Raw genomic sequence first — 24,201 nt, forward strand, 5'->3', positions numbered from 1 at the left:
CCTCACTCGCCGCTCACACGGCCTTCACCGGCGCGAGCCTCGCGCCGAGGCCGGCACGCCTGCGCTCGTTCTCGGCCTGCAGTTCGGCGACCAGCCGGTCGATGCCCGAGAGCTGGCCATCGGCGGCCTGCAGCTCGCGGACCATCCTGAGCCGCACCTCGCCCTCGTCGCCGTTCGAGGACAGCGCGCCGATGTTCCGGCGCAGGTGCTCCTGACGCGCGATCAGCTTCTCGCGCTGCTCGCCGAGCTGGCGGATCCGCCTGTCGTTCTCCTGGATGGCGGAAAGCTCGTCGCGCAGGGCCTCGAGCGCGCGACGCGTGCCGGCCGCGAGGCCCTCGTCGGCCAGCCAGCGCGCGATCGCGTCGTAGCGAAGGTCGGCAAGCGCCTGGTGCCGCGCGATCACCCGGCGGGCGCTCACGCCGAAACGAGTCGTGCCTCCGGCCGGGCAGGCCACGTCCCAGCGGAGGACTCCCTCGCCGCGCGAAGCCGGCTGCGGCGTGTCGAACAGCTCGCCGGGCAGCGAGTCTGCGTCGCGCTCGATCGTGACCGTTCGGGGTTCGCCGGTGCGATTGACGATCTCGTAACCGAAGCGCCTGATCGTGGCGATCTCCTCGTGCAGCAGGCCGTCGGCCAGCCAGACCCGCTGCGTTTCGGCGCTGCGCTCGTCGTCGACGCGCACCGAAATGCCGAGCTCCACCGCGTAGGGCAGGTACAGGCTGCCGTCGCGGCCGGTGAAGGGAACGATCGCCTCGCCGCGGTAGCGGCCGTCCTCGACCAGCGTGGCCGGCCCGCGCTCGAGGACCAGGCCCGAGCGGTTCACGCAGCGCAGCGCCGCGACCGGATGGTCCGGGTGCTTGTCCTCGTTGAACAACAGCTCGCGGCGGTAGTCGAGCGTGGCCTGCAGCACCGGCACCAGGGCGCTCGCGCCGCGCGGGATCGACACCGGGCGCAGCACCTCGTAGGCGAAGGTTTCGCGCTGGTCGGCGGTGCGGCTGGCGGGCGCGGCGGCCTCCAGCTCGGGGATGCTCGCCAGCCGGGCCGCCCGTTCGCTTCGCAGCGCGGCCGGGAGACGGCCGCCGGCGCGCGGCGGCTCGCTGTCGCAGGACATCATCACTCGACCGGCGCCTTCCTCCGGCTCGAGGTCGGCGTCGAAGCATGCGGCTGCGAGTGCGCCGTACTCGACCGGGCCGGCGGCGCCCCTGGCCGCGTCTTCCACCTTCCGGCGCGCGGGGATCCGCGAGGTCTTCAGGTCGTAGACGAAGGAGATCGGCTGGCCCGCAACCAGCGAGATCTCGACGTTCTGCAGGTCTTCGTCGAAGCGGTTGTCGACCAGGCCCCAGCCTTGCAGGATCAGGCGGCCGGTGTCCGTCGTCGCGGACGGCCGGACGCCACAGGTCGGCGCGGTCGCCTTCGGCTCGGGCCCGCCGCAGTGCGACTCCGCGATCACCCGGTAGCTGACCCGCCAGGCCGGCGCGGGCACCAGGCAGGAAACGGCCAGGTCGTGCTCGCCGGGCGCGAGCCGCAGCGAGACCGCCTGCATGCCCCCGGCGCGCCTTCCGGCATCGAGGAAGCGGCCAAGGTCCTGCCCGGCCCGCGCATCGAGCGGCACGAGCCGCGCGACCTCGGCCGCCGGCAGCGCCCGCACCCCGCCGCCGGCCTCGTCGGCAAGCATCAGCGTGGCGCCCTTCAGGCGTCGCCGCTCCTTCGCGTACTGCAAGCCGGCGATCCGGCCCTCGACCGGCTCGCCGCGGCCCGCCAGCTCGGCGCGAACCTGGCAGCCGACCAGGCTCTCCATCAGGTCGAGCATGCCGGTGCCTGCCCGCAGCGACAGCGGGTTGGCCTCGCTGCGGGCACCGGCCGGAATGTCGTAGTCGATGCAGGCAACCTGGCCACCGGAACGGTCGAGCACGGTCAGGCTCTTCAGCGCGTCGTCGAGGTCTTCGTCCCGGAAGGCCAGGCGCAGGGAGTCTCCCTGAACGCGGCCCTCGCGCTCGACCATTGCGACACCGTGCTTGTAGAAGGTGATGCGGCGGACGGGAAGCGGGGAGGAAGAGTTCATTCGGCGGCTCCTTCGAGGCCGTTCGGGTCGGGTTGCCCGATCGGTGCGAACGAGTATCCGGGGCGCGGGGCTCATGGCGTGAGCCTGGTTCGCGAGACCTCGAACGGGATCGTCCGGATGGCCTCGGCCGCCTGGCGGATTGCCTGCGGGGACGCGCCGCGGGACGATCGCGCCAGGGGGACGAGCAGGCGAGCGCGGTTGCTTGCCGAGCGGACGGCTCGGGAGGACAATGTGTATGTGAAAGGCATTGCATACACATCATGCGAACGAACATCGTGATCGACGACGAGCTGATGAAGCAGGTGCTGAAGGCAACCGGCCTGAGGACCAAGCGCGAGGCGGTCGAACTCGGCTTGCGGACCCTGCTACGCCTGCGCCGGCAGCAGGAGATCCGCAAGTTCCGCGGCAAGCTGCACTGGGAAGGAGACCTGGATGCGATGAGGACCGACCGTTGATCCTCGTCGACTCGAGCGTCTGGATCGACTACTTCCGGGGCGCTCGCACGCCCGAGGCGGACCGCCTGGACGCCCTCCTCGACACCGAGTTGCTCGCCACCGGCGACCTGATCCTCGCCGAGGTGCTGCAGGGCTTCCGCAGCGACCGCGAGTTCGAGCAGGCGCGCAGGCTGCTGTCGCGGCTCGAGATCGTGGCCCTGGGTGGGGCGGAGATCGCGGTGCAGGCGGCGAGGAACTTCCGTGCGCTGCGGGAGCGGGGCGTCACGCCGCGCAAGACGATCGACACGGTGATCGCCACCCGCTGCATCGCCGGCGGTTACGCGCTGCTCTACAGCGACCGCGACTTCGACCCCTTCGTCGAGCACCTCGGCCTGCGCGCGGCGTAGCGCCGGCGCTTTACGCCGCGACCGTCCAGCGCATAAGGTTGCGTATCGCGCAGATCGCGCACGCCTCCCACAGAGGAAACGCCCATGACCTGGATCGTCGTTCTCGTCGTCGTCGCCGTCGTGGCCGGCTGGCTGGTCGCGACCTACAACGGCCTGGTCAGGCGCCGCAACATGGCCGAGGAAGGCTGGAGCGGCATCGACGTGCAGCTCAAGCGCCGCGCCGACCTGATCCCGAACCTGGTCGAGGCGGTGAAGGGCTACGCCACGCACGAGCGCGCGCTGCTCGAGAACGTGACCGCGCTGCGCAACCAGGCGCGGGCCGCGCCCGCCGAAGACGTGGCCGCGCGCGGCCAGATCGAGGGCATGCTGTCGGGCGCGCTCGGCCGTCTGCTCGCGATCGTCGAGAACTACCCCGAGCTGAAGGCCAACCAGAACTTCCTGGAGCTGCAGCAGTCGCTGCAGGCGGTCGAGCACGACATCCAGATGTCGCGTCGCTACTACAACGGCGCGGTGCGCGACCTGAACGTGATGATCGAATCCTTCCCGAGCAACCTGGTGGCCGGCTGGTTCCGGTTCGCGAAGAAGGCCTTCTTCGAGGTCGGCAGCGAGGCCGAGCGCGAAGCGCCGAAGGTGTCGTTCCCGCAGTGAGCGGCGGGCGCGAGTGAATCCGGACGGCAACATGCGGCGCGTGGCGCACGCACTTCTCGTCGCGCTGCTGCTGCTCGCCTCGCCCTACGCGCTCGCCGAAGAGACGATCGAGCGCTGGCTCTCGACGATCGAGGTGCAGGCGGACGGCGACCTGCTGGTCATCGAGTCGATCACGGTGCGCGCCGAGGGCCGCCGGATCCGCCGCGGCATCTACCGCGACTTCCCGCTGCAGTTCGAGGACGACCAGGGCAGGCTGCGCTCGGTGTCCTTCGAGCTGGTCGCGGTCACGCGCGACGGCCGCGCCGAGCCGCACTTCACCCGCAGCAGCGCGCGCGGCGTGCGGATCTACGCCGGCGACGAGAACCGGCTGCTCGAGCCCGGCGTGTACCGCTACGAGCTGCGCTACCGCACCGGCAGGCAGATCCGCTTCGTGGACGGACGCGCCGAGCTGTACTGGAACGTGACCGGCAACGAGTGGGCCTTCCCGATCGCGTCGGCGCGCGCGCTGGTGCGCCTGCCGGGCGATGCGGCGCCGGTGCGCTGGACCGGCTACACCGGCCGCTTCGGCGAGCGCGGCGCGGACTTCCGGGCCCGGCTTCGCGACGACGGCCAGCTCGAGTTCGAGACCACCCGCCGGCTGTCGCCCGGCGAGGGGCTGACGCTGGTGGCGGAACTGCCGCAGGGCGCGGTCGCGCCGCCGTCGCAGGCCCAGCAGCTGCACTATGCCTTCCTGGACAACCGGCGCTACGTGCTGAGCGGCCTGGGGCTGCTGGTCGTGGCGGCCTTCTACCTGATCGTCTGGCGCGCGGTGGGCCGCGATCCGCCGAAGGGAACGATCATCCCGCTTTTCCATCCGCCGGAGGGCATCTCGCCGGCGCTGGCCGGCTACATCCGGGAGTGGGGCTGGAGCGGCGCCTGGCGCGAGTTCACCGCGGCGGCGGTCTCGCTGGCGGTGAAGGGGCTGGTGCAGTTCGACGACAGCGGCGGCGGGCTGATCCTCAAGCGCGCGGGACCGCCGGTGCCGGGCCCGCAGGCGCGCCCCGAGTACCACGCGCTGCCGCCCGGCGAGCGCACGCTGCTGTCGTGGATCGACGGCAGCGGCGGGGTCGCCTTCGTGGACCGCGCGAACGGCGAGAGCCTGGCGAAGGCCTTCGCGAGCTTCAAGGCCTCGATCGAGAAGGAGAACCGGCATCGCTTCTTCAAGCGCAACCTGGGCTGGTTCGGCGCCGGCGTCTTCCTGACCGGGCTCGCGATCGGCGCGGTGCTGGTGTTCGGGCAGCTTCGGGAGGCGGAGATCGGGCTGCTGATAGGCTCGGCGGTCGGCGGCGCCTTCGTCGGCGTGTTCGTCGTGCAGGCGGTGCGCGCGCTGCTCGGCGGCAGCCGGCTGCGGGTAGTGATCGCGTCGGCGATCCACCTGACCGCGCTGGCCTACATGGCGACCATGTTCGTGACCCAGGTCGCCGGGCCCGACGGCCCGCTGTCGGCCTCGTTCCGGCAGACGCTGCTCGAGGGCATCGCCGACAACGCGTTCCCGCTGGTGCTGGTGGGCGGCTTCGCCGCGCTGAACGGGCTGTTCTACTACCTGCTGCGCGCGCCGACCGCGGCGGGCCGGCCGGTCATGGACCAGATCGAGGGGCTGGAGCTCTACCTGCGCACCGCCGAGACCGAGCGGCTGAACCTGCAGGGCGCGCCGGAGATCACCGCCGAACGCTTCGAGCGGCTGCTGCCCTACGCGATCGCGCTGGACGCCGAGAAGCCCTGGTCGGAGGCCTTCGAGGCGGCCTTCGCGCGCGCGCACCCCGGGCAGGACGTGAGCGCTTCGTATCGCCCGGGGTGGCGCACCGGGCCGAGCTGGTCGGGCCGCGGCTTCGCGCGGGCGATGACCGGCGCGGTGGCCGCCGCGCAGGGAGCCTTCGCCAGCGCGATGCCGGCGCCGAAGTCCTCGTCGTCGGGCTTCTCGGGCGGCGGGGGGTCCGGAGGCGGCGGCGGCGGCGGCGGCGGGGGCGGCTGGTAGCCGGCGCTCAGGCGCTGCGAGGGGCCTGTGCGGCGGATGGCGCCGGGAAGGCCACCGTCACCCGCAGGCCCCTGCCCCCGGCGCCCGGGGCCAACGACAAGCGCGCATGATGCGCGGCCGCGATCTCCTTGACGATGGCCAGGCCCAGGCCCGACCCCGGTCCCGGCGTGTCGGCGATCCGGTAGAAGCGTTCGAGCACCCGCTCGCGCTCGGCCGGCGGGATCCCGGGCCCCTCGTCCTCCACCTCGAGCACCGCCTCGGTCCCCTGCACGAAGGTGCGGACCGTGACCCGGCATCCGTGCCAGCAGTAGCGCACCGCGTTGTCGACCAGGTTCGCGGCCAGTTCGCGGAGCAGCGTCGCATCCCCGAGGGTCGGCGCCGGCGCCAGCTCGAAGCCGAGGTCGACGTCGCGCGCCAGCGCGGCATGGACGTAGGGGTCGACCAGCTCGCCGATCACGCCGGCCAGGTCCACCTGCATCCGCGCAGCCGCGGCCTCGCCCGGCTCGGCGCGCGCCAGCGCGAGCATCTGGTTGGCCATCCGGGCGATCCGGTCGGTCGCCTCGCGCGCTCGCCGCACCAGGCCCTCGGTGTTCGCCGGCAACGGCTGCTCCAGGACCAGCTCGAGCTGCGTCTTCAGGCCCGCGAGCGGCGTGCGCAGCTGGTGCGCCGCATTGGCGACGAAGCGGTTCTGCGTGGCGACCGCCTGGCCGAGCCGGTCCAGCAGTGAGTTGATCTCGCGGATGATCGGCTCGAGCTCGGACGGCGCGCCTTTGGCCGCCAGCGGCCTCAGGTCGGCGTGCGAGCGGGCCATCAGCTCGCGGCGCAGCTCGGCGAGCGGACGCAGGCCCAGGCGAACGCCGAACCAGACCGCCAGGCCCACGGCCGCGATCAGGCCCAGGTTCGTGACGACCAGGCTGCGCACCAGCTCGCGCTGCATCCGGTCGCGCTTGCGCCGCGTTTCGCCGACCACGAACAACAGCTCGCCGGCCGCCGTGGGCAGCCTGACGCCGGCGACGCGCACCCGCTCTCCGGCATAGATCGCGTCGAGGTAGACCGGGATCCACCCCTGCGGCTGGACATCGGGCAGCGACCGGTCGCCGGCCACGTGGTGGCCGTCGAGCGTTCGGACGGCGAACCAGAGCCGGTCGAAGCTGTCGGTGCGCAGCGCGTCCTCGAGCGCCGGCGGAAGGTTCAGGCGCGGGCCGGCGGCGTCGCCGATCGCGTACGGGCCGATCGCGAGCGCCGTGCTCAGCAGCGCCTGGTCGTAGGCCAGCGTGGCGGGCCGCGACGCGGTCACGTAGTCGTAGACGCTGAAGGCCGAGAGCACGACGGCGGCCGGCAGCGCCGTCCAGACGAGGATCCGCTGCCTCAGGCTCGCGATCATCGGGCGGGCGCCGCCGCCTGCAGCATGTAGCCGAACCCGCGCACGGTGCGGATCCGCACGTCGTGCGGCTCGAGCTTGGCGCGCAGGCGCGACACGTAGACCTCGATCGCGTTTCCGCTCATGTCCTCGTCCCAGCGGCACACCGCGGCGACGATCTGGTCCTTGGTCACCACGCGCTCGACGTTGCGCAGCAGGTACTCGAGCAGCAGCCACTCGCGCGGCGGCAGGTCCAGCGGATCGCCGTCGACGAAGCAGCGTCGCGCGGCGAGGTCCATGACCAGCGGCCCGTGGACGATCGTGTCGGCCCGCTGCGCGCGGCTGCGCCGCACCAGCGCATTGGCCCGCGCGAGCAGCTCCTCCTTGTCGAACGGCTTCTGCAGGTAGTCGTCGGCGCCGACGTTCAGGCCGTGCACGCGGTCCTGCACCGCGTCGCGCGCGGTGAGCATCAGGATCGGGATCGCCATGCCGCGGGCGCGGGCCCGCCTCGCCACCTCGAAGCCGTCGATGCCCGGCAGGTTCACGTCGAGCACCAGCAGGTCGAAGGTGTCGCGCCGCAGCAGGTCGTCGGCCCGCCGGCCGTCGCCGACCGCGTCGGCGACGTGGCCGTGACCGTTGAAGGTGCGGGTCAGCCCGTCGGCCAGCAACGGGTCGTCTTCCGCGATCAGCACTCTCATCAGCCTTGCACTCCGCACCTGGTGGGGCGGCGCCGGCGGGCTGGCACCGCCGGGCCGCGCCGCCAATCCTACCCCCGCCGGGTGCGCGTGGCGTAGTACAGCGTGGGCAGGACCAGCAGGGTCAGCAGGGTGGCGCTGATCAGCCCGCCGATCACCACGATCGCCAGCGGCTTCTGCGTCTCCGCGCCGATGCCGTGCGACAGGGCCATCGGCAGCAGGCCGAGCATCGCGAGCAGGGCGGTCATCAGCACCGTGCGCAGCCTGTCGAGCGAGCCGTGGGCGACCGAATCGCGCACGGACATGCCGGCATCCTGCAACTGACCGAAGTAGGTCAGCATGACCACGCCGTTGAGCACTGCCTGCCCGAACAGCGCGATGAAGCCGATCGCCGCCGAGACCGACAGCGGCGTGTCGGTCACGAGCAGCGCGACGATGCCGCCGATCATCGCGAACGGGATATTCGCGACGATAAGCGCCGCATCCTTCAGCGACTTGAACGCGTCGAACAGGAACAGGAAGATGATCAGGATCGAGAGCGGCATCACCCAGGCCAGCCGGCCCATCGCCCGCTCCTGGTTCTCGAACTCGCCGGACCAGGTCACCGTGTAGCCCTCGTCGAGCTTCAGCGCGGAGGCGGTGCGGGCCTGCATCTCGGCCACCGCGCTGCCCATGTCGCGGTCCTTGATGAACACGCCGATCGACAGCACCCGGCGCCCGCCTTCGCGGGCGATGTTCATCGCGCCGCTGGTCACCCGGAAGGTGGCCACCTCCGACAGCGGCACGAAGTGGCCCGACGGCGTCGAGAGCTGGATGTCGCGCAGCCGGGCGAGCTCACGGTCGGCCTCGCGCAGGCGCAGCACGACCGCGAACCGGCGCTCGCCCTCCCAGATGTGCGTGGCCTCGTAGCCGGCGAGCGCCGACTCGATCACCGTGTCGATGTCGCCCGCCGACAGGCCGAAGCGGGCGGCGCGGGCCCGGTCCACCTCGATCCGGTACTGCGGCAGCTGGCCGGCGCGATCGATGAACGCGCGCGACACGCCCTGAACGTCGCGGATCGCCTTCAGCACCCGATCGCCGTAGCCGCGCAGCTTGTCGAGGTCGTCGCCGGAGATCTTGATGACGATCTGTCCGTCGATCTGCGAGATGCTCTCGAGCACGTTGTCGCGGATCGGCTGCGAGAAGCTGTACTGCACGCCGGGGATCGTGGCGAGCGCCGCATCGAGCTCGGCCAGCACTTCGCGCTTGCCCAGGCCCCGCTGCCACTGCTCCTCGGGATACAGGTCGACCAGCGCCTCGATCTGGCTGGCGATCTTCGGGTCGGTGCCGTCTTCCGGGCGGCCGAGCTTGGACACCACGCTTCGCACCTCGGGCGAGCGGCGCAGCAGGTCGCGCACCTGGCGCGCCTGCGCCTGGGCGGCGCTGATCGAGGTGGAGGGCTCGAGCGTGACGTTCACCCAGACGCTGCCCTCGTTGAGCTCGGGGAGGAACTCGGTGCCCAGCTGCGGCGCCAGCGCGGCCGTGGCGACCAGCGCGGCCACGGCCATGCCGATGACCGCGCGGCGGTGGTCCAGGGCCCACTCCAGCGCCGGCCTGTAGACCTGCTTGGCCCGGCGGATCAGCGGGTTCTCCTCGTGCGGCAGCTTGCGGCGCAGCAGCCACAGGCACAGCAGCGGCACCAGGGTCAGCGACAGCACCAGCGAGGTGACCAGCGCGGAGCTCACCGACCAGGCCATCGGCGCGAAGATCCTGCCCTCGTGGCGCTGCAGCGTGAAGATCGGGATGTGGGCGGCGATGATGATCAGCATCGAGAACAGCGTGGGCCGCCCGACCTCGACCGCTGCGTCGAGGACCGCGCGGCGACGATCCTCCATCGGGCTGCCCTCGCGCATCTGCGCGAGCCTGTGGAAGATGTGCTCGACCACGATGACCGCGCCGTCCACGATGATCCCGAAGTCCATCGCGCCCAGCGACAGCAGGTTGGCCGGGATGCCGACGAAGGTCAGGCCGAGGAAGGTGCCCAGCAGCGCGAGCGGGATGATCGACGCGACGATCGCCGCCGCCCGGAAGTTCGACAGGAACAGGTAGAGCACCACGCAGACCAACAGCGCGCCCTCGACCAGGTTCGTGAACACGGTCTTCATCGTGCGGGCGATCAGCCAGCTGCGATCGTAGAAGGGCACGATCTCGGTGCCCGCCGGCAGCTGCGTGCGCTGGATCTCGTCGAGCTTCTCCTTCAGCGCGTCGAGCACCTTCGACGGGTTCTCGCCCTTGCGCATCAGCACCATGCCGGCGACCACGTCGTCGTCGTCGTCCTGGCCCATGACGCCCTGCCGGGGGACGGCGCCGAGCGCGACCCGCGCCACGTCGCGCACCATGACCGGCGCGCCCTGCCGCTCGGCGACCACGACGTCCTCGAGCTCGGCCGCGTCGCGCAGCAGGCCGATGCCGCGAATCAGGTACTGCTGGCGGCCGTGCTCGACATAGCCGCCGCCCGCGTTGCGGTTCGACTTCTCCAGCGCGTCGATCAGCTGCTGCAGCGAGACGTCGAGGCTGCGCATCCGGGCGAAGTCGGGCTGGACCTCGTAGGTCTTGATCAGGCCACCGAAACTCACCACGTCGGCGACCCCGGGCACCGTCTTGAGCTGGCGCTCCATCACCCAGTTCTGGATCTCGCGCAGCTGCGTGGGGTTCCTGTCGGCCGCCTTGAGCCGGTACCGGTAGACCTCGCTGATCGCCGAGGTCATCGCGGCGAGCTCCGGCCGCACGCCCTCGGGCAGGTCGGCGCCGCGAAGCCGCTCGAGCACCTGCTGGCGGGCGAAGTAGCCGCTGACCTCGTCGTCGAAGGTCACGACCAGGTAGGACAGGCCGAACTGCGTGTGCGAGAACACGCGGATCGCGTTGGGCACCCCGGAAAGCGCCACCTCGATCGGCATCGTGACCTGGCGCTCCACCTCCTCCGCGGCCCGGCCCGGATAGAGCGTGATCACGGTGACCTGCGTGTCGGTGACGTCGGGGAAGGCCTCGACCGGCAGGTTCTTGAACGCGATCAGCCCGCCGCCCACCAGCAGGCACACGCCCAGCACGACGAACAGCGGCTGGCGCAGCGCGAACTCGACCAGTCGCCTGATCATCGCCGGGCACCGATCAGCTGTTCGAGCAGCAGCACGCCGTCGACCACGACGCGCTCGCCGGGCGCCAGGCCCTCGAGCACCCGCATGGTCCCGAAGCCGCCCTCCTCGGCGCGCAGCGGGCGGCGCTCGTAGCGGCCCTCGCCCTCGTCGATGAAGGCGTAGTAGCGGTCGCCCGACAGCAGCAGGGCGCTGGCCGGCACCGTCGACACGCTGCGCGCGGGCACCGACAGCTCGCCGGCCAGGTACATCTCGGCCTTCAGGCCGCGGTCCTCGTTGGCGACCTCCGCCCTGACCGCCAGCGTGCGAGTGGCCGGGTCGATGAAGTCGGCGACGTGCGTGATCCGCGCGGTGATCAGGCGGTCGGGCGCCGCGTTGGGCCGGAGCGCGACCGACTGGCCCGGCGCGACCAGCGCCGCCAGGCGCTCGGGGATCGCGAGCCTCGCCCACAGCCTGGTCGGGTCGCTGATCACGAACAGGGCCGGCTGACCCGGCTGCGCCTGGTCCGGGCGCACCTCCAGCCCCGGCGTGGCCGAGCGCTCGACCACGACGCCGCCGATCGGCGCGCGCAGCGCGAAGCTCTGGTCGATGTCGCCGGCCACGCCCAGCAGGGCCCGGCGCGCCTGCGCCCGCTGGCGCTCCGCCTGCGCGCGGGCGCGCTCGGCCTCGGCCGCCTCGAGCTCGCGAGCGGGCGCAACGCCCGCCTCGTGCAGCTCGCGGATGCGGGCGAGGTTCTTCGTCGCCGCGGCCAGGTCGACCTCGGCCCGGCGGGCGTCGGCCTGCGCCTGGCCGACGTCGGGCGAGGCGATCAGCGCCAGCGGCTGGCCGGCCGCGACGCTGTCGCCGGGCGCGGCGAGGACGCGCACGATTCGACCGGCCACCGGGGGATCGACCCTCGTGGTGCGGGTCTCGTCCCAGACCAGCCGGCCCTGGATCCGCACCGCCTCGCCCTCGCCGCCGCGCACCTCGATCGAGCGCAGGGACGCGAGTTGCGGGCTCCCCATGGGAAAGCGGATTCGCTCGCCCTCCACGATCGGCCGGGGCTGCGGCGGCGCCGGCGGCTCGTGGCGGGAACAGGCGGCCGTCAGCGCCGCGAGCAGCGCCACGGCGGCGGCGCGGGCGGGAAGGTTCGGCGAAATTCGGATCATCGTGGGAAGCCTGGACATCGGAAAGCTGGGAGAGCGGCGAGGCTCCCCCGGTTCAGCGGCGCGCGGGTTCGGCGCCCGCCTCGGAAAGGCTGGCCTCGAGCTCGGCGCGCGCGATCGCGTGGTCGACGCGGGCCTCGGCCAGGTCGCGCGCGCTGGCCTGCAGCCGGCGCCGCGCGTCGAGCAGGTCGGTCAGCGGCAACGCGCCCCGCTCGTAGGCGAATTCGGTGGCGCGGGCGGCTTCCTCGGCGCTGGGCATGATCTGCCGCTCGATCCGCGCAAGCCGGTCGGCGCTGGCGGCCGCCCGGACCCGGGCGGCGCGCAGCTCGAGCAGCGCGTCCGCGCGCGCCTGCTCGAGGGCGACTCGCGCGCCGTCGAGCTGGGCCTCGGCCTGGCGGATGTCGCCGCTCAGGTCGTTGTTCACGAACAGGGGCACGGTGACCGACACGCCGAAGGTCGTGCCGCCGTTGCCCAGGCGGTTGCGGTCGGCGAACAGGCCGACGCTCACGTCGCGGGTGCGCTGGGCGCGCGCTTCGTCGAACCGGGCCTGCGCCGCGGCAAGGCGCTGCGCGGCGGCGAGCACGTCGGGCCGGCGCTCGACCGCGGCCATCAGGCGCTCCGGGGCCGGCTCGCCCGCGTCGAGCCCGGGCCAGTCGTCGGCGGCGACGAATCGCACGGCGTCGGCCTCGCGCGCCATCACCCGGGCGAGCGCGAGCCGGGCGGCCTCGCGCTGCGCGAGCGCGAAGCGCAGCGCGTTGTCCGCCTGGCCCGCCTCGACTTCGATCCGGGCCACGTCGGCCCGGGCGATGTCACCGGCCCGGAGCCGGCGCCGCGCCGCGTCGAGGCTGCGCGCGAGCGACTGCGCGTCGCGCTCGGCGAACGCGACCCCGTCCTGCGCCGACTTCAGCGCGTAGTAGGCACGGGCGAGCGCCAGCCGCAACTGGCGCAGCGTGTCCTCCAGGTCGAGCTGCGCGGCCTGCACGGTTCGCGAGGCGGCCTCGGTGCGCAAGGCCCGCTTGTTGCCGCGCTCGATCAACTGCTCGAGTCGAGCGTACGCGTCGAGGTCGCGCGGGCTGTAGGCGCCCTGCTGCGCGGTGCCGGTGCCCAGGCTCAGGGTCGGGTTGGGCTTGCGGCTGGCGCTGTCCAGCGCGCCGCGGGCGGCCTCGAGCGCCAGGCGGGCGGCCTCGAGGCTGCGGCTGCCGGCCGCCACTGCGGCCTGCGCATCGGCCAGGCTGAGCGCCTCGGGCCGGACATCGCCGGCCGCCCCGGCCGCGCCGCCTTCGGCCGCAGGGGCCGGCTGGCCGGCTGCGCAGGGCGCGGCGAAGGCCGCAGCAAGGCAGAGAACGAGGCAGGCGGCACCGGCCAGGCCGGGCCGTCGCCGGGAAGCGGCGGTTTCCAGGATGCTCACGCTCGGGGATCCGAAAACGCGGCAATCTAGGCCAGCGTCCCAACGCGAGGCTTACGGCAAGCTTGCGCGAAGCTTGCAGCGCAGGGGACGGGCCGCGCGAGCCGGGAACCGGGGACCGGAAGCGGCGGATCAGAAGCGGCGGCTCGCCTTCACCCCGGCGAACCAGGCGCGGCCCGGCGCCGGCTCGTAGTAGCGGCCGCTGGCCGCGTTCACGATCACCGAGCCCACGTAGCGCGCGTCGAACAGGTTGTCGATCCGGGCGTACGGCAGGATCCGCCAACCGGCCACGCGCCAGTCGTAGCCGAAGCGCCAGTTCGCCACCGCGTACGAGGCGGCGCTCGCCGAATTGGCGTCGTCGACCCAGACCTTCGCGGCCCACTGCGCCTCGAGCGCGGTCGCGAAGCCCGAGGGCGCATGCCGCCACGCGAGCTCGGCCTGCAGCAGGTGCTTCGGCACGCCGGGCAGCGCCCTGCCCGACAGGTCCTCGCCGGCGAGGCTGACGTAGTCGCGGAACTCGGCGTCGATCCAGGTCCACGCGAGCCAGGCCTCGAAGCCGCGGCCCAGCGCAGTCTCCATGCCCAGCTCGACGCCGCGCCGCGCGGTGCGCGCCGCATTGCGGAAGGTGGTCCGGCCCGCGACGTTCGCGTCGGGCACGATGTCGTTGCGGGTGCTGGCGCGGAACAGCGCGAGGTTCAAGCGGCTGGCCGCGCTCGGCCGCGCCTTCAGGCCGAGCTCCAGGTTCGTGCTGGTGCTCGCCTCGAGCGCGAAGTTCACCCCCGGCTGCCCGTCGGGCCGATAGGCCAGCTCCGCGAAGGTCGGCGTCTCGAAGCCGCGACCGGCCGAAGCGTAGAGATTCACCGAGTCGCTGGCCGCGTAGAGCAGGCCGAGCACCGGGCGTGTCGCGGAGTAGTCGCGCCGGCCCGAGTCGTCGGGATTGACCGCGGTCACGTAGTCGTCGTCGACCCGGAAGCTCACGCTCGAGTGCCTGACGCCGCCGGCGAGCCGCCAGCGGTCGGCGAACCACCACTCGGCGATCGCGTACTGGTCGAAGTTCCAGACCGTGTCGCGCTCGTTGCGGCGCAGCTCGCCGGCCACGCCCGACTGGTTGACGAAGCCGCGCCTGCGCTCGCTCATCCGGTCGTAGTCGACGCCCAGCGAGAACGACAGCGGCCCGCCGGCCAGCCGCGCCTCGCGCGTCCACTGCAACCCCAGCCCGCCGAAGCCCCGGTCGAGGTCGACCACGCCGCCCGACGAGCCGGCCGCCGCCCCGCTGAAGGCGAGGAACTGCACCACGCGGCGATCGCCGCCGTAGCCGCGCAGCACCAGCCTGTCCGAGTCGCCGAGCCGGCGCGACCATTCGATGCCAGCCTGCCGATGGTCGACGCTCTTGCGGGTGTCGAAGGCGATCGCGCCGGCGCCGGCCTGCGTGGGGTCCTGATCGAGCTGCTCGCGGGTCAGGCCGAGCGGGTCCTGGGTGTCGGGCTGGTCCAGGGCGGTCGCGCTCAGCATGAAGCGGCCGTCGTCGCGCTCGTCGCCCCAGGCGAGCTTCGCGCCGAACAGGTCGCGCCGCGCCCGGCTGTGATCGCGATAGCCGTCGGTGGCGAAGCGCGAGGCGTTGAAGACCGCTCCGCCCGCCGCCACTGCGCCGAGCGGCGCGCCGTAACCGAGCCCCATCTTCCAGGCGCCGAAGCTGCCGGCGCCGCCGTTGAGCCGAAGCGTCGGCGCGGCGGGCGGGTCCTCGGTGAACAGCGACACCACGCCGCCGGAAGAGTTGCCGTACAGCGCGGCGAAGGGGCCGCGCAGCACCTCGATTCGTGAGGCCGCGTCGAGGTCGAACAGCCCGGTCTGGCCCTGGCCGTCGGGCATCGTCAGCGGAACGCCGTCCTGCAGCAGCCGCACGCCGCGCACGCCGAAGCTCGCGCGCGCGCCGAAGCCGCGGCTCGACACCTGCAGGTCCTGCGCGAAGTTCTGCCGGTCGCGCACCACGATGCCCGGCACCCGACCGAGCGACTCGGACAGGTTCACGCCGGGCCGCTGCGCGGCGAGCGGATCCAGCCCGAAGGAATCGACCGAGGCCGGCAGCTCGAAGCCCGACCGCTCGACGCGAGTGGCGGTGACCGTGACCGGGTCCATCGACCGCGCCTGAGCCTGCGCGGTCGCCGGGGCCGGGGCGACCAGCGCGAGCAGGCAGGCGCCGACCCCGCCGGCTGCGGCCTTTCGGCTCACGCCGCCGCCCAACGCCGGCTCGAACCCAGGCTCAGACCCCGGCCGCCGCGCCGTCGCTGCGCGGATCGGACGCGCCCTCGATCAGGCCGTCCGGATGCCGCACCAGCGCGCCGGCATGGCCCATCGTGTCGCTGAAGCCCTCCGCGAGCAGCTCGACCTGGTGGCCGGCCGCGCGCAGCGACTCGACCAGCTCCGCGTCGAAGCGGCTCTCCAGCTTCAGGCTGGTGCTGACGTCGCCCCAGGTGCGGCCGAGCAGCCAGCGCGGCGCGCTGACCGCCTGCTGCAGCGTCTGGCCGAAGCGCGCGTAGCGGGTGAACACCGCGGCCTGGGTCTGCGGCTGGCCCTCGCCGCCCATCGTGCCGTAGGGCATGACCCGGCCGTCGTCGAACAGCGCGAGCGCCGGGTTCAGCGTGTGGAAGGGCTTGCGGCCCGGCTCGAGCGCGTTCAGCGCGGCCGGGTCGAGCGAGAAGCTGGTGCCGCGGTTCTGCCAGCAGATGCCGGTGCCGGGCACCACGACGCCGGAGCCGAACTCCCAGTAAACGCTCTGGATGAAGCTGACCGCCCTGCCCTCGCGGTCGATCGCGCCCATCCAGATCGTGTCGCCGGGCGCGGCCGGCTCGGGCCAGGCCAGCGCACGGGCCATGTCGATCTCCTCGGCCAGCCGGTCGAGCACTTCGTCGGCCAGGAAGGACGCGGGCGGCTCGGGCACGCGGCCCGGGTCGGTCACGATCCGCTCGCGCACGCGGAAGGCGCGCTTGGTCGATTCGACCAGCCCGTGCAGGTGCGCGAAGCCCTCGCCCTCGGTGACCGCGAGCCGGTCGAAGATGCCGAGGATCATCAGCGCGGCGAGCCCCTGCGTGGGCGGCGGCAGGTTGTAGACGGTGGCGTCGGCCAGCCGAACCGACAACGGCTCCACGATGCGCGCCTGGTGCGCGGCCAGGTCGGCCGCGCGCAGCGGGCTGCCGAGCCGCTCGAGCCCGGCGGCGATCTTCGCGGCCAGGCCACCGCGGTAGAAGTCGTCGAGCCCGCGCTCGGCCAGCGTCTGCAGCGTCTGCGCGAGCGCCGGCTGGCGCAGTAGGTGGCCGCGCGCCGGCGGCTCGCCGTCGACCAGGTAAGCGTCGGCGAAGCCGGGCGCGTCCTTCAGGCCGTCGAGCTTCTGCCGGGTGAGCGCCGCCTGGCTGGCGGTGACCGCCACGCCGTCGCGGCCGTGCCGGATCGCGTCGGCGAGCAGCCGCGACAGCGGCAGCGGCTTGCCCCAGCCTTGCGCCACCTCCAGCGCCTTGGCCCAGCCGCTGATGGTTCCAGCGACAGTGAGCGCTGCCTTCGGTCCGCGCGACGGGATCGCGTCGAGTCCGGCGTAGAAGCTCCGGTCGGCCAGCCCGGCGGCAGCGCCGCAGGCGTCGATCGCCACCGGCGGCTTGCCCGGCTCGTGGATCAGCCAGAAGCCGTCGCCGCCGATCGCGTTCATGTGCGGATAGACGACGGCGATCGCGGCGGCCGCGGCCACCATCGCCTCGACCGCGTTGCCGCCGTCACGGAGCACGTCGCGGCCGGCCTGGGCGGCCAGGTGGTGGGGCGCGACGATCATGCCGCCCAGGGCGGCGGGGGTCTGGATCAAGAGGGATCTCCTTGGCTGTCTGCCGGCGCCGCCGTCCGATTGCGGTCGCCGGCTACTCTCGAATGCCGGCTACCACCCGATCGCCTTGGGCAGCCAGGTGGCAACGCCCGGGAACAGGAACAGGATCGCGACGGCGAGCATCTGCAGCAGCACGAAGGGTAGCGCGCCCAGGTAGATGTGCCGGGTGGTGACCCCGGCCGGCGCCACCCCTTTCAGGAAGAACAGCGCCCAGCCGAAGGGCGGCGTTAGGAAGGACATCTGCAGGTTCAGCGCGACCAGCGTGGCGAGCCAGACCATGTCGGTGCCGTAGTTCTGGAAGACCGGCAGGAACATCGGCAGCGCGATGTACGAGATCTCGATCCACTCGAGGAAGAAGCCGAGCACGAACAACAGCGCCATCAGGAAGAGCAGCGCGCCGGTCTCGCCGCCGGGCACCATCGAGAACAGGCCGTGCACCATGCCCTCGCCGCCCAGCCCGCGAAAGGCGAGCGCGAAGGGCTGCGCGCACAGCAGGATGAAGAAGACCATCGCGGTGATCGTCAGCGTGCCGTGCAGCGTTTCGCGCAGCAGCTTGCCGTTCATCCGCCGCGCGCCGATCGCGATCAGCGCGCTGCCCAGCGCGCCCATCGACGCGGCCTCGGTGGGCGCGGCGACGCCGCCGATGATCGAGCCGAGAACCGCCACCACCAGCAGAAGCGGCGGCACCACGGTGCGCAGCAGGTCGCGCGCGAGCGAGCCCGCAGCGTGCGCGGCGCGCTCGTCGGCCGGGATCGCCGGCACCGCGGACGGCCGCAGCCAGCCCATCGCCAGCAGGTAGACCACGTAGATGGCCGCCAGCGCGAGCCCCGGCAGGAAGGCCGCCGCGAACAGCGTGCCGACCGACTCGCCGACGATCTCGGACAGCAGGATCAGCACCAGGCTGGGCGGGATGATCTGCCCGAGCGTGCCCGATGCGCAGATCGTGCCGCAGGCGATGCCCGGCGAATAACCTCGCCGCAGCAAGGTGGGCAGGGTCAGCATCGCCACCGTGACCACGGTCGCGCCGACGATGCCGGTCGAGGCGCCCATCAGCACGCCGACCAGCACGATCGCGATGCCCATGCCCCCGTTCACGCCGCCCATCGCGCGACCGATCGTCTCGAGCATGTCCTCGGCCACGCGCGACTTCTCGAGCATCACGCCCATGAACACGAACAGCGGGATCGCCAGCATCGTGTAGTTGGTGACGACGCCGTAGAGGCGGGCAGGCAGCAGCGAGAACAGCGTGTCGCCGAAGCCAAGCCAGCCGAACACGAAGCCCGACACGGCCAGCGCGATCGCGACCGGGATGCCGAGCATCATCATGACCAGGAAGCCCGCGATCAGGCCGATCGCGAGCCATTCGTTGAGGCTCACGCGTGCACCCTGGCCGGCGCTTTGGCCGGAACCGCGGCCTGCGCGACCGCGAGCAGCCGCGACACCGCGCGCAGCGTGTCGACCAGCCCCTGCAGCGCGAGCGCCGAGAAGCCGAGCGGGATGAAGGCCTTCAGCAGGAAGCGCAAGGGCAGGCCGCCGGGGTCGGGCGAGCCCTCGCCGATCTCGTAGGCCTGCATCACGTACGGGATCGCGAGCCAGGCGATCGCCACGCCGACGGCCAGCGTCAGCAGGCCGCTCGCCACGTCGACCAGCGCGCGACCGCGCTCGCCGAAGCCGTCGTACAGGAAGTCGACCCGAACGTCGGCCCGGTGGTGCACCGCGTAGGCCATGCCGAGCAGCGCGATCGGCGAGACCAGGTGCCACTCGAACTCCTGCAGCCCGACCGGGCTCCACGAGAACGCGTAGCGAAGCAGCACGTTGGCGGCCACCAGCAGCACCAGCGCGAGCACCGAGGCGCGCGCCACCCAGCCGAGCGCCAGGACGACGCGCTCGAGCGAGGCATTGAATGCATTCATCTCGATACCTCGAGGCGGGAGGGCCGCCGCATCGGCAGGACGCAGCGGCCCGTGTCGCTCAGAGCGACAGGAAGGTCTTCTCGCTGACCCCGGCCCACGACTCGTGCTTCTTGCGGAAGGCCATGAACGCGTCGTGCACCTTGCGGGTGGCCGGGTCGGCCTTCGCCAGGCCCTCGAGCGTGTCGGCGGTGACCGTCTTGAGCTTCGCGATCACGTCCGCGGGCAAGGGCTGCGCCTTCACGCCGTGGTTGGCGACCAGGTCGGCCAGCGCGTCGGCGTTGACCGCCTCGCACCAGGCGTGACTCTCGGTGTTGCAGGCCATCGCGGCGGCCTGAACCACGGCCTGCAGGTCCTTGGGCAGGCTGTCCCAGGCCTTCTTGTTGATCATCAGCTCGGTCACGTTGGTCGGCTCGTGCCAGCCGGTGGTGTAGTAGTACTTCGCGGCCTTCTGCAGGCCCAGCCGGCGATCCTGGTAGGGGCCGACGAATTCGGCCGCGTCGATCACGCCGCGCTCGAGCGCCGGGAAGATCTCGCCGCCCGGCAGCAGCCGCACCGCGACGCCGAGCTCGCTGTAGACCTTGCCGGCCAGACCGGGGATGCGCATCTTCAGGCCGTCGAAGTCCTTGATGCTCTCGATCGGCTTGCGGAACCAGCCGGTCATCTGCACACCGGTATTGCCCATCGGGAAGGCGATCAGGCCGCGCTCGGCGTACAGCTCGTGCCACAGCTTCAGGCCGCCGCCGTGATAGAGCCACGCGTTCATGCCCTGCGTGTTCATGCCGAAGGGCACCGTGGTGAAGTACTGGGCGGCGGGCACCTTGCCGGCCCAGAAGTAGGCATTGGCCGCGTTCATCTCGACCGTGCCCTTGGACACCGCGTCGAAGCCCTCGAGCGCCGGAATCAGCTCGCCGGCGGCGAAGTGCTGGATCTTCAGCCGCCCGCCCGACATCTCCTCGACCTTCTTGCAGAAGTCGGTCGGGCTGCCCGGGCCCTGCACGTAGAACGGCGAGCCGGGCCCGTAGGCGTTGGTCATCTTCCAGGAGAAGGTCTTCGGCTGGGCGCGGACCACGGCGGGCGCGCCGAGGATCAGGCCGGAGGCGGCGGCAGCGCCGGAGATCAGCGAACGGCGGGTGGGGATCATGGCTTGCATGCTCCTTGTCGGGTATCGAGGTGGAGGCGTCGGAGATTGACCCGACAGGTCTAGCAACTGGCGTGCCAGCAAGGATTCGCGCCGGCGGAACCGGCTCGCGCACCAGCGCGGCGCACGGGGCCGGCGGCAATGCGGCGCGAGCGCGCCCGATCCCGGTGCCCGCCGCCAGCGAACGCGCCGAAGTGGCGCGCATCGCGTCCAGTCGGGCGCCGCACCGCGCTTGCGCCGAAGTTCTTGCATGCAAGAATCGGGGCGTGTGAACATCGGGCGTCGAGATGCCCGAGAGCGAGATGCCGAGCCCCCGATCCACTGCGACGAATCGAAGCGGCGCGGCGCAGCGGCGCCGCAAGGGCGAGCTGCACGGCAGCACCGTCGCGATGCTGCGCGACCTGATCATCACCGGCGCGCTGGCGCCCGGCGAGCGGCTGAACGAGCGCGAGCTCTGCGAGCGGCTCGGTGTGTCGCGCACGCCGGTGCGCGAGGCGATCAAGACGCTTCTGCAGGAGGGCCTGCTGCACGCCCGGCCGAACCGATCGCCGGTGGTCGTGGCGCTCGAAGCCGGCGAGATCTCGGCGCTGATCGAAGTGCTGGCTGCGATCGAGGGGCTCGCCGGCGAACTCGCAGCGCCACGTGCCACCGACGCGTTCGTCGCCGAACTGGACGCGCTGCACGACGCGATGCGGCGCAATCACGCCCGCAAGGCGCTGCCCGACTACTTCGCGGCCAACAAGGCCTTTCACCGGCGCATCGTCGAGCAGTCGGGCAACCCGGTGCTTCTCTGGGTCTGGGACATGCTGGCGCCGCGCGTCGATCGGGCCCGCTACGCGTCGAACCTGTGGCCCCGGCGCTGGAGCACGGCGATCGACGAGCACGGCGGGATCCTGGACCGGCTCAGGGCCCGCGATGCGCAGGGCCTCGGCGACTCGATGCGGAACCACGTCCGCAACGGGCTGACGGCGCTGGCCGCCGCGCTGGAAAGCGAACCCGGGCGACCTTGACGCCCCGAAATCTTGCATGCAAGATCGATCGACCAGGATCGATCCACGATCCGGCACGCCGAACGAGAACTGGAGGAGACCGATGGCTTCGCGCAACAGTCCGCTTCGTCGCAGGATCCTGAAGGCCGGCGCAGCCGCCACGGCCGTCGCCGGAAGCGCATGGGTGATCCCGGCGCGCGCCGCGGTGGAGCTCAAGCTGACCCACCCGGCGGACACGTCGCACCCGGTGCACATCGAGGCCGACAAGATGGCCAAGCGGATTGCCGAGCGCACCAACGGTGAGGTGAAGATCACGCTGTTCCCGAACAACGCGCTCGGCTCGCCGGTCGAGACCGCGCAGCAGACCCGGCTCGGCGCGATCGACATGATCCTGATGAACCCGGCCAACATCGAGTCGATCTCGAAGTCGGTCGGCGTCATCAACATCCCCTACCAGTTCGACGGCTACGAGCACGCGCACCGCACGCTCGACGTCACCGCGCGCGACTGGATCACGCAGCAGCTCGCAGCCGCCGGCTTCGCCTGGATCGCGAACTTCGAGTGGGGCTTCCGCGCCCTTTCGAACAGCCGCCGCCCGGTCAACACCCCCGACGACGTCAAGGGGCTGAAGATCCGGGTACCGCCAGAGCTGGCGATCAAGGCCGCCTTCGAGGCGCTGGGCGCCAGCACGCAGACGGTGGCCTTCCAGGAGGTCTACCTGGCGCTGGCGAACAAGGCGGTCGACGGCCAGGACAATCCGGTGGGCACCACCTACGCCGCGAAGTTCTTCGAGGTGCAGAGCCACATCGCGCTGACCAGGCACATCTACGCGTCGATCATGTTCGCGGCCAACCCCCGCTCGTGGCAGGGCAAGCTGAACGACGCGCAGCGCAAGATCGTCATCGAGGAGGCCACGACGGCCGGCGCGGCGGCGCGCAAGGGCGTGCGCGACCTCGAGGAGGACTTCCTCGCGCGGATGCAGAAGGCCGGCGTGGCGGTCACCCGGCCCGACGTCGCGCCGTTCCGCGAGAAGATGGCGCCGGCCTACGAGGTGCTCAGAAAGAACCTCGGCGACGACACCTGGAACGCCTGGGCGAAGCTGGTGGCCGCGGCGCGCGGCTGATGGCACGGCGGGACGCGCGCTGCGGGCGCGGGCGGCGCGCGGGTCCCGCGCGGAGGCGGGGCTCGCCCCGATGCTGATCGCCGGCATCCTGATCTCGGTCTGCCTGACCATCCTGATCGGCATGCCGATCGCCGGCGCGCTGGCGATCATCGCGATCGGCACGATGGTGGCCACCGCCGGCACCGACCTGCTCGCGATCTTCATCCAGCGCACCTACGCGGGCACCACCTCCTTCCCGCTGCTGGCGATCCCCTTCTTCATCCTGGCCGGCAACCTCATGAACGCCGGCGGCACCACCGAGCGGATCTTCGCGGTGGCGCGGCTGTTCGTCGGCAGCATCCGCGGCGGGCTGGCCCATGTGAACGTGGTCGGGAGCCTGATCTTCGGCGGCATGTCGGGCTCGGCGGTGGCCGACGCGGCCGGCATGGGGGTGATCGAGATCCGCGCGATGGTCCGCGAGGGCTACAGCCCGCGATTCGCAGCCACGATCACCGCGGTCTCGTCGACGATCGGCCCGATCATCCCGCCGAGCATTCCCTTCGTGATCTACGGCAGCCTGGCCAACGTGTCGGTCGGCGCGCTGTTCCTGGCCGGCGTCGTGCCCGGCCTGCTGATGAGCCTGGGCCTGATCCTGGCGATCGCGGTGGCGGCCTGGCGCAACGACCTGCCCCGATCGCCCGGATTCCCGCCGCTGGCCGAAGCGGCCCGGACCTTCCTGCGCGCCGCGCCCGCGCTGGCCTTGCCGCCGCTGATCCTGCTGGTGATCTTCGCCGGCGTGGCCACCCCGACCGAGGCGGCAGTCGTCGCCTCGGCCTATGCCTTCCTGCTCGGGCGCTTCGTGTATCGCGAACTCGGGCTGAGCGACTTCTGGCGCACCGTCTGGGAGAGCGGCCGGCAGACCGCGCAGGTGATGCTGATCATCGCGGTGTCGGCGCCGTTCGGCTGGGTGCTGATCCAGCAGCAGGTCCCGAACGCGATCCTGAAGGCGCTGCTGGGGCTGTCGAGCGAGCCCTGGGTGATCCTGCTGGTCGTCAACCTGGCGCTGCTGATCCTCGGGATGTTCCTCGAGACGATCGCGATCCTGATCATCGCCTATCCGATCCTGGCGCCAGCCATGGCGCAGATCGGCATCGACCCGGTGCACTTCGGCGTGATCATCGTGCTGAACATGATGATCGGACTGATCACGCCGCCGGTGGGGCTCTGCCTGTACGTGGTCTCGGGCATCGCCAGGGTGCCGATCGCCGGGATCGCACGCGAGCTCGCGCCCTACCTGGTCGCCCTGCTGGCGGTGCTCGGCCTGGTCACCTACGTGCCGGCGATCTCGACCTGGCTGCCCAATGCGCTGGGCTTCGGGGTGGTCCGGTGATCGGCCGCACGCTCGAGCGCCTGGACCTCGGCCTGGCCTTCGCCTGCCGCTGGATCGTCATCGGCTGCTTCCTCGGCCTGTTCGTGCTGCTGTCGCTGGGCATCGTCCAGCGCTTCGTGCCGCAGGTGAAGCTGTCGGGCTACGACGAGCTGGTCGAGCTGCTGTTCGGCTGGATGACCTTCGTCGGCGCGCTGGCGCTGTGGCGCGAGGGCGCGCTCTACCGGGTGGCGATGATCGATCGCCTGCTCTCGCCGCGCCTGCGCACCGCGGTCGCCGCCCTGATCCACCTGACGATGCTCGCGGTGGCGCTGACCTTCACGATCAAGGGCCAGGAGTTCATGGCGATGTCGGGCGAGACGACGCCCTTCCTTCAGCTGGACAAGGCCTGGTGGTACGCGGCGATCCCGGTGTGCGGCAGCCTGATGGCGGTCTACAGCGCCGCCGCGCTCTGGCGCGCGCTGCGCGGCCAGGCGAGCCTGGAGGCGTCGAGCGGCGCGCTGAGCTGA

The 24,201-nt window shown here is 72.1% G+C and carries 19 protein-coding genes; 8 read left to right on the forward strand and 11 right to left on the reverse strand.

The genetic code is table 11. The features are described 5' to 3' along the window. Window positions 1-13: 13 nt before the first annotated feature. Window positions 14-2,059 (reverse strand): hypothetical protein, encoded by a 2,046-nt coding sequence (locus tag M6I34_RS11420; RefSeq protein WP_272485802.1) that lies wholly within the window; start codon window positions 2,057-2,059, stop codon window positions 14-16. Between the two features lie 260 nt (window positions 2,060-2,319). On the opposite strand from M6I34_RS11420, the gene M6I34_RS11425 reads away from it, so the two are divergent. From M6I34_RS11425 to M6I34_RS11440, 4 genes are all read left to right on the forward strand, one after another. Continuing rightward, entirely contained in the window at window positions 2,320-2,514 is a 195-nt protein-coding gene (locus tag M6I34_RS11425) for a type II toxin-antitoxin system VapB family antitoxin (protein WP_272485803.1), read from the forward strand. Further along, window positions 2,511-2,900, forward strand: coding sequence for a type II toxin-antitoxin system VapC family toxin (vapC, locus tag M6I34_RS11430; RefSeq protein WP_272485804.1), 390 nt, complete (start codon window positions 2,511-2,513; stop codon window positions 2,898-2,900). The genes M6I34_RS11425 and vapC overlap by 4 nt, the downstream gene beginning before the upstream one ends. Before the next feature lie 84 nt (window positions 2,901-2,984). After that, window positions 2,985-3,548, forward strand: a complete 564-nt coding sequence (locus tag M6I34_RS11435; RefSeq protein ID WP_272485805.1) for a LemA family protein — start codon at window positions 2,985-2,987, stop codon at window positions 3,546-3,548. A 13-nt stretch (window positions 3,549-3,561) separates the two neighbouring features. Then, window positions 3,562-5,562, forward strand: coding sequence for a DUF2207 domain-containing protein (locus M6I34_RS11440; RefSeq protein WP_272485806.1), 2,001 nt, complete (start codon window positions 3,562-3,564; stop codon window positions 5,560-5,562). Between the two features lie 7 nt (window positions 5,563-5,569). Here the strand turns inward: M6I34_RS11440 and M6I34_RS11445 are convergent, their stop codons facing one another. From M6I34_RS11445 to M6I34_RS11490, 10 genes are all read right to left on the reverse strand, one after another. After that, window positions 5,570-6,946, reverse strand: a complete 1,377-nt coding sequence (locus M6I34_RS11445; RefSeq protein WP_272485807.1) for a sensor histidine kinase — start codon at window positions 6,944-6,946, stop codon at window positions 5,570-5,572. After that, window positions 6,943-7,620, reverse strand: coding sequence for a response regulator transcription factor (locus M6I34_RS11450; protein WP_272485808.1), 678 nt, complete (start codon window positions 7,618-7,620; stop codon window positions 6,943-6,945). The genes M6I34_RS11445 and M6I34_RS11450 overlap by 4 nt, the downstream gene beginning before the upstream one ends. 68 nt (window positions 7,621-7,688) lie before the next feature. Next, window positions 7,689-10,751 carry an efflux RND transporter permease subunit gene (locus tag M6I34_RS11455; RefSeq protein ID WP_272485809.1) on the reverse strand — a complete coding sequence of 1,021 codons (3,063 nt, stop codon included), beginning with the start codon at window positions 10,749-10,751 and terminating at the stop codon, window positions 7,689-7,691. Next, a complete protein-coding gene (locus tag M6I34_RS11460; protein ID WP_272485810.1) occupies window positions 10,748-11,896 on the reverse strand; it encodes an efflux RND transporter periplasmic adaptor subunit in 1,149 nt (382 codons plus the stop codon). The genes M6I34_RS11455 and M6I34_RS11460 overlap by 4 nt, the downstream gene beginning before the upstream one ends. 52 nt (window positions 11,897-11,948) lie before the next feature. Then, a complete protein-coding gene (locus M6I34_RS11465) occupies window positions 11,949-13,301 on the reverse strand; it encodes a TolC family protein (RefSeq protein WP_272485811.1) in 1,353 nt (450 codons plus the stop codon). 129 nt (window positions 13,302-13,430) lie between these two features. Next, window positions 13,431-15,527 carry a TonB-dependent receptor family protein gene (locus tag M6I34_RS11470; protein ID WP_272485812.1) on the reverse strand — a complete coding sequence of 699 codons (2,097 nt, stop codon included), beginning with the start codon at window positions 15,525-15,527 and terminating at the stop codon, window positions 13,431-13,433. 31 nt (window positions 15,528-15,558) lie between these two features. Next, the gene (locus M6I34_RS11475) at window positions 15,559-17,145 is read right to left on the reverse strand and encodes a gamma-glutamyltransferase family protein (RefSeq protein ID WP_418953512.1); all 1,587 of its coding nucleotides are present in this window, start codon (window positions 17,143-17,145) and stop codon (window positions 15,559-15,561) included. Between the two features lie 69 nt (window positions 17,146-17,214). After that, the gene (locus tag M6I34_RS11480) at window positions 17,215-18,540 is read right to left on the reverse strand and encodes a TRAP transporter large permease (RefSeq protein ID WP_272485813.1); all 1,326 of its coding nucleotides are present in this window, start codon (window positions 18,538-18,540) and stop codon (window positions 17,215-17,217) included. Continuing rightward, window positions 18,537-19,076 carry a TRAP transporter small permease subunit gene (locus M6I34_RS11485; protein ID WP_272485814.1) on the reverse strand — a complete coding sequence of 180 codons (540 nt, stop codon included), beginning with the start codon at window positions 19,074-19,076 and terminating at the stop codon, window positions 18,537-18,539. The genes M6I34_RS11480 and M6I34_RS11485 overlap by 4 nt, the downstream gene beginning before the upstream one ends. Window positions 19,077-19,134: 58 nt before the next feature. Further along, the gene (locus M6I34_RS11490) at window positions 19,135-20,217 is read right to left on the reverse strand and encodes a TRAP transporter substrate-binding protein (RefSeq protein ID WP_272485815.1); all 1,083 of its coding nucleotides are present in this window, start codon (window positions 20,215-20,217) and stop codon (window positions 19,135-19,137) included. A 299-nt stretch (window positions 20,218-20,516) separates the two neighbouring features. Here M6I34_RS11490 and M6I34_RS11495 point away from each other — a divergent pair, with 299 nt between their 5' ends. From M6I34_RS11495 to M6I34_RS11510, 4 genes are all read left to right on the forward strand, one after another. After that, window positions 20,517-21,224, forward strand: coding sequence for a GntR family transcriptional regulator (locus tag M6I34_RS11495; RefSeq protein ID WP_272485816.1), 708 nt, complete (start codon window positions 20,517-20,519; stop codon window positions 21,222-21,224). Window positions 21,225-21,306: 82 nt separating this feature from the next. Beyond that, window positions 21,307-22,326: a TRAP transporter substrate-binding protein gene (locus tag M6I34_RS11500; protein ID WP_272485817.1), complete on the forward strand. Its 1,020-nt coding sequence runs from the start codon at window positions 21,307-21,309 to the stop codon at window positions 22,324-22,326. Window positions 22,327-22,396: 70 nt separating this feature from the next. Then, complete coding sequence (locus M6I34_RS11505; RefSeq protein WP_272485818.1) at window positions 22,397-23,695, forward strand: TRAP transporter large permease; 1,299 nt, start codon at window positions 22,397-22,399, stop codon at window positions 23,693-23,695. Further along, a complete protein-coding gene (locus tag M6I34_RS11510; RefSeq protein ID WP_272485819.1) occupies window positions 23,692-24,201 on the forward strand; it encodes a TRAP transporter small permease in 510 nt (169 codons plus the stop codon). The genes M6I34_RS11505 and M6I34_RS11510 overlap by 4 nt, the downstream gene beginning before the upstream one ends.

Origin of the sequence: Zeimonas sediminis, from assembly GCF_023721795.1 — a bacterium.
Taxonomy (GTDB): domain Bacteria; phylum Pseudomonadota; class Gammaproteobacteria; order Burkholderiales; family Burkholderiaceae_E; genus Zeimonas; species Zeimonas sediminis.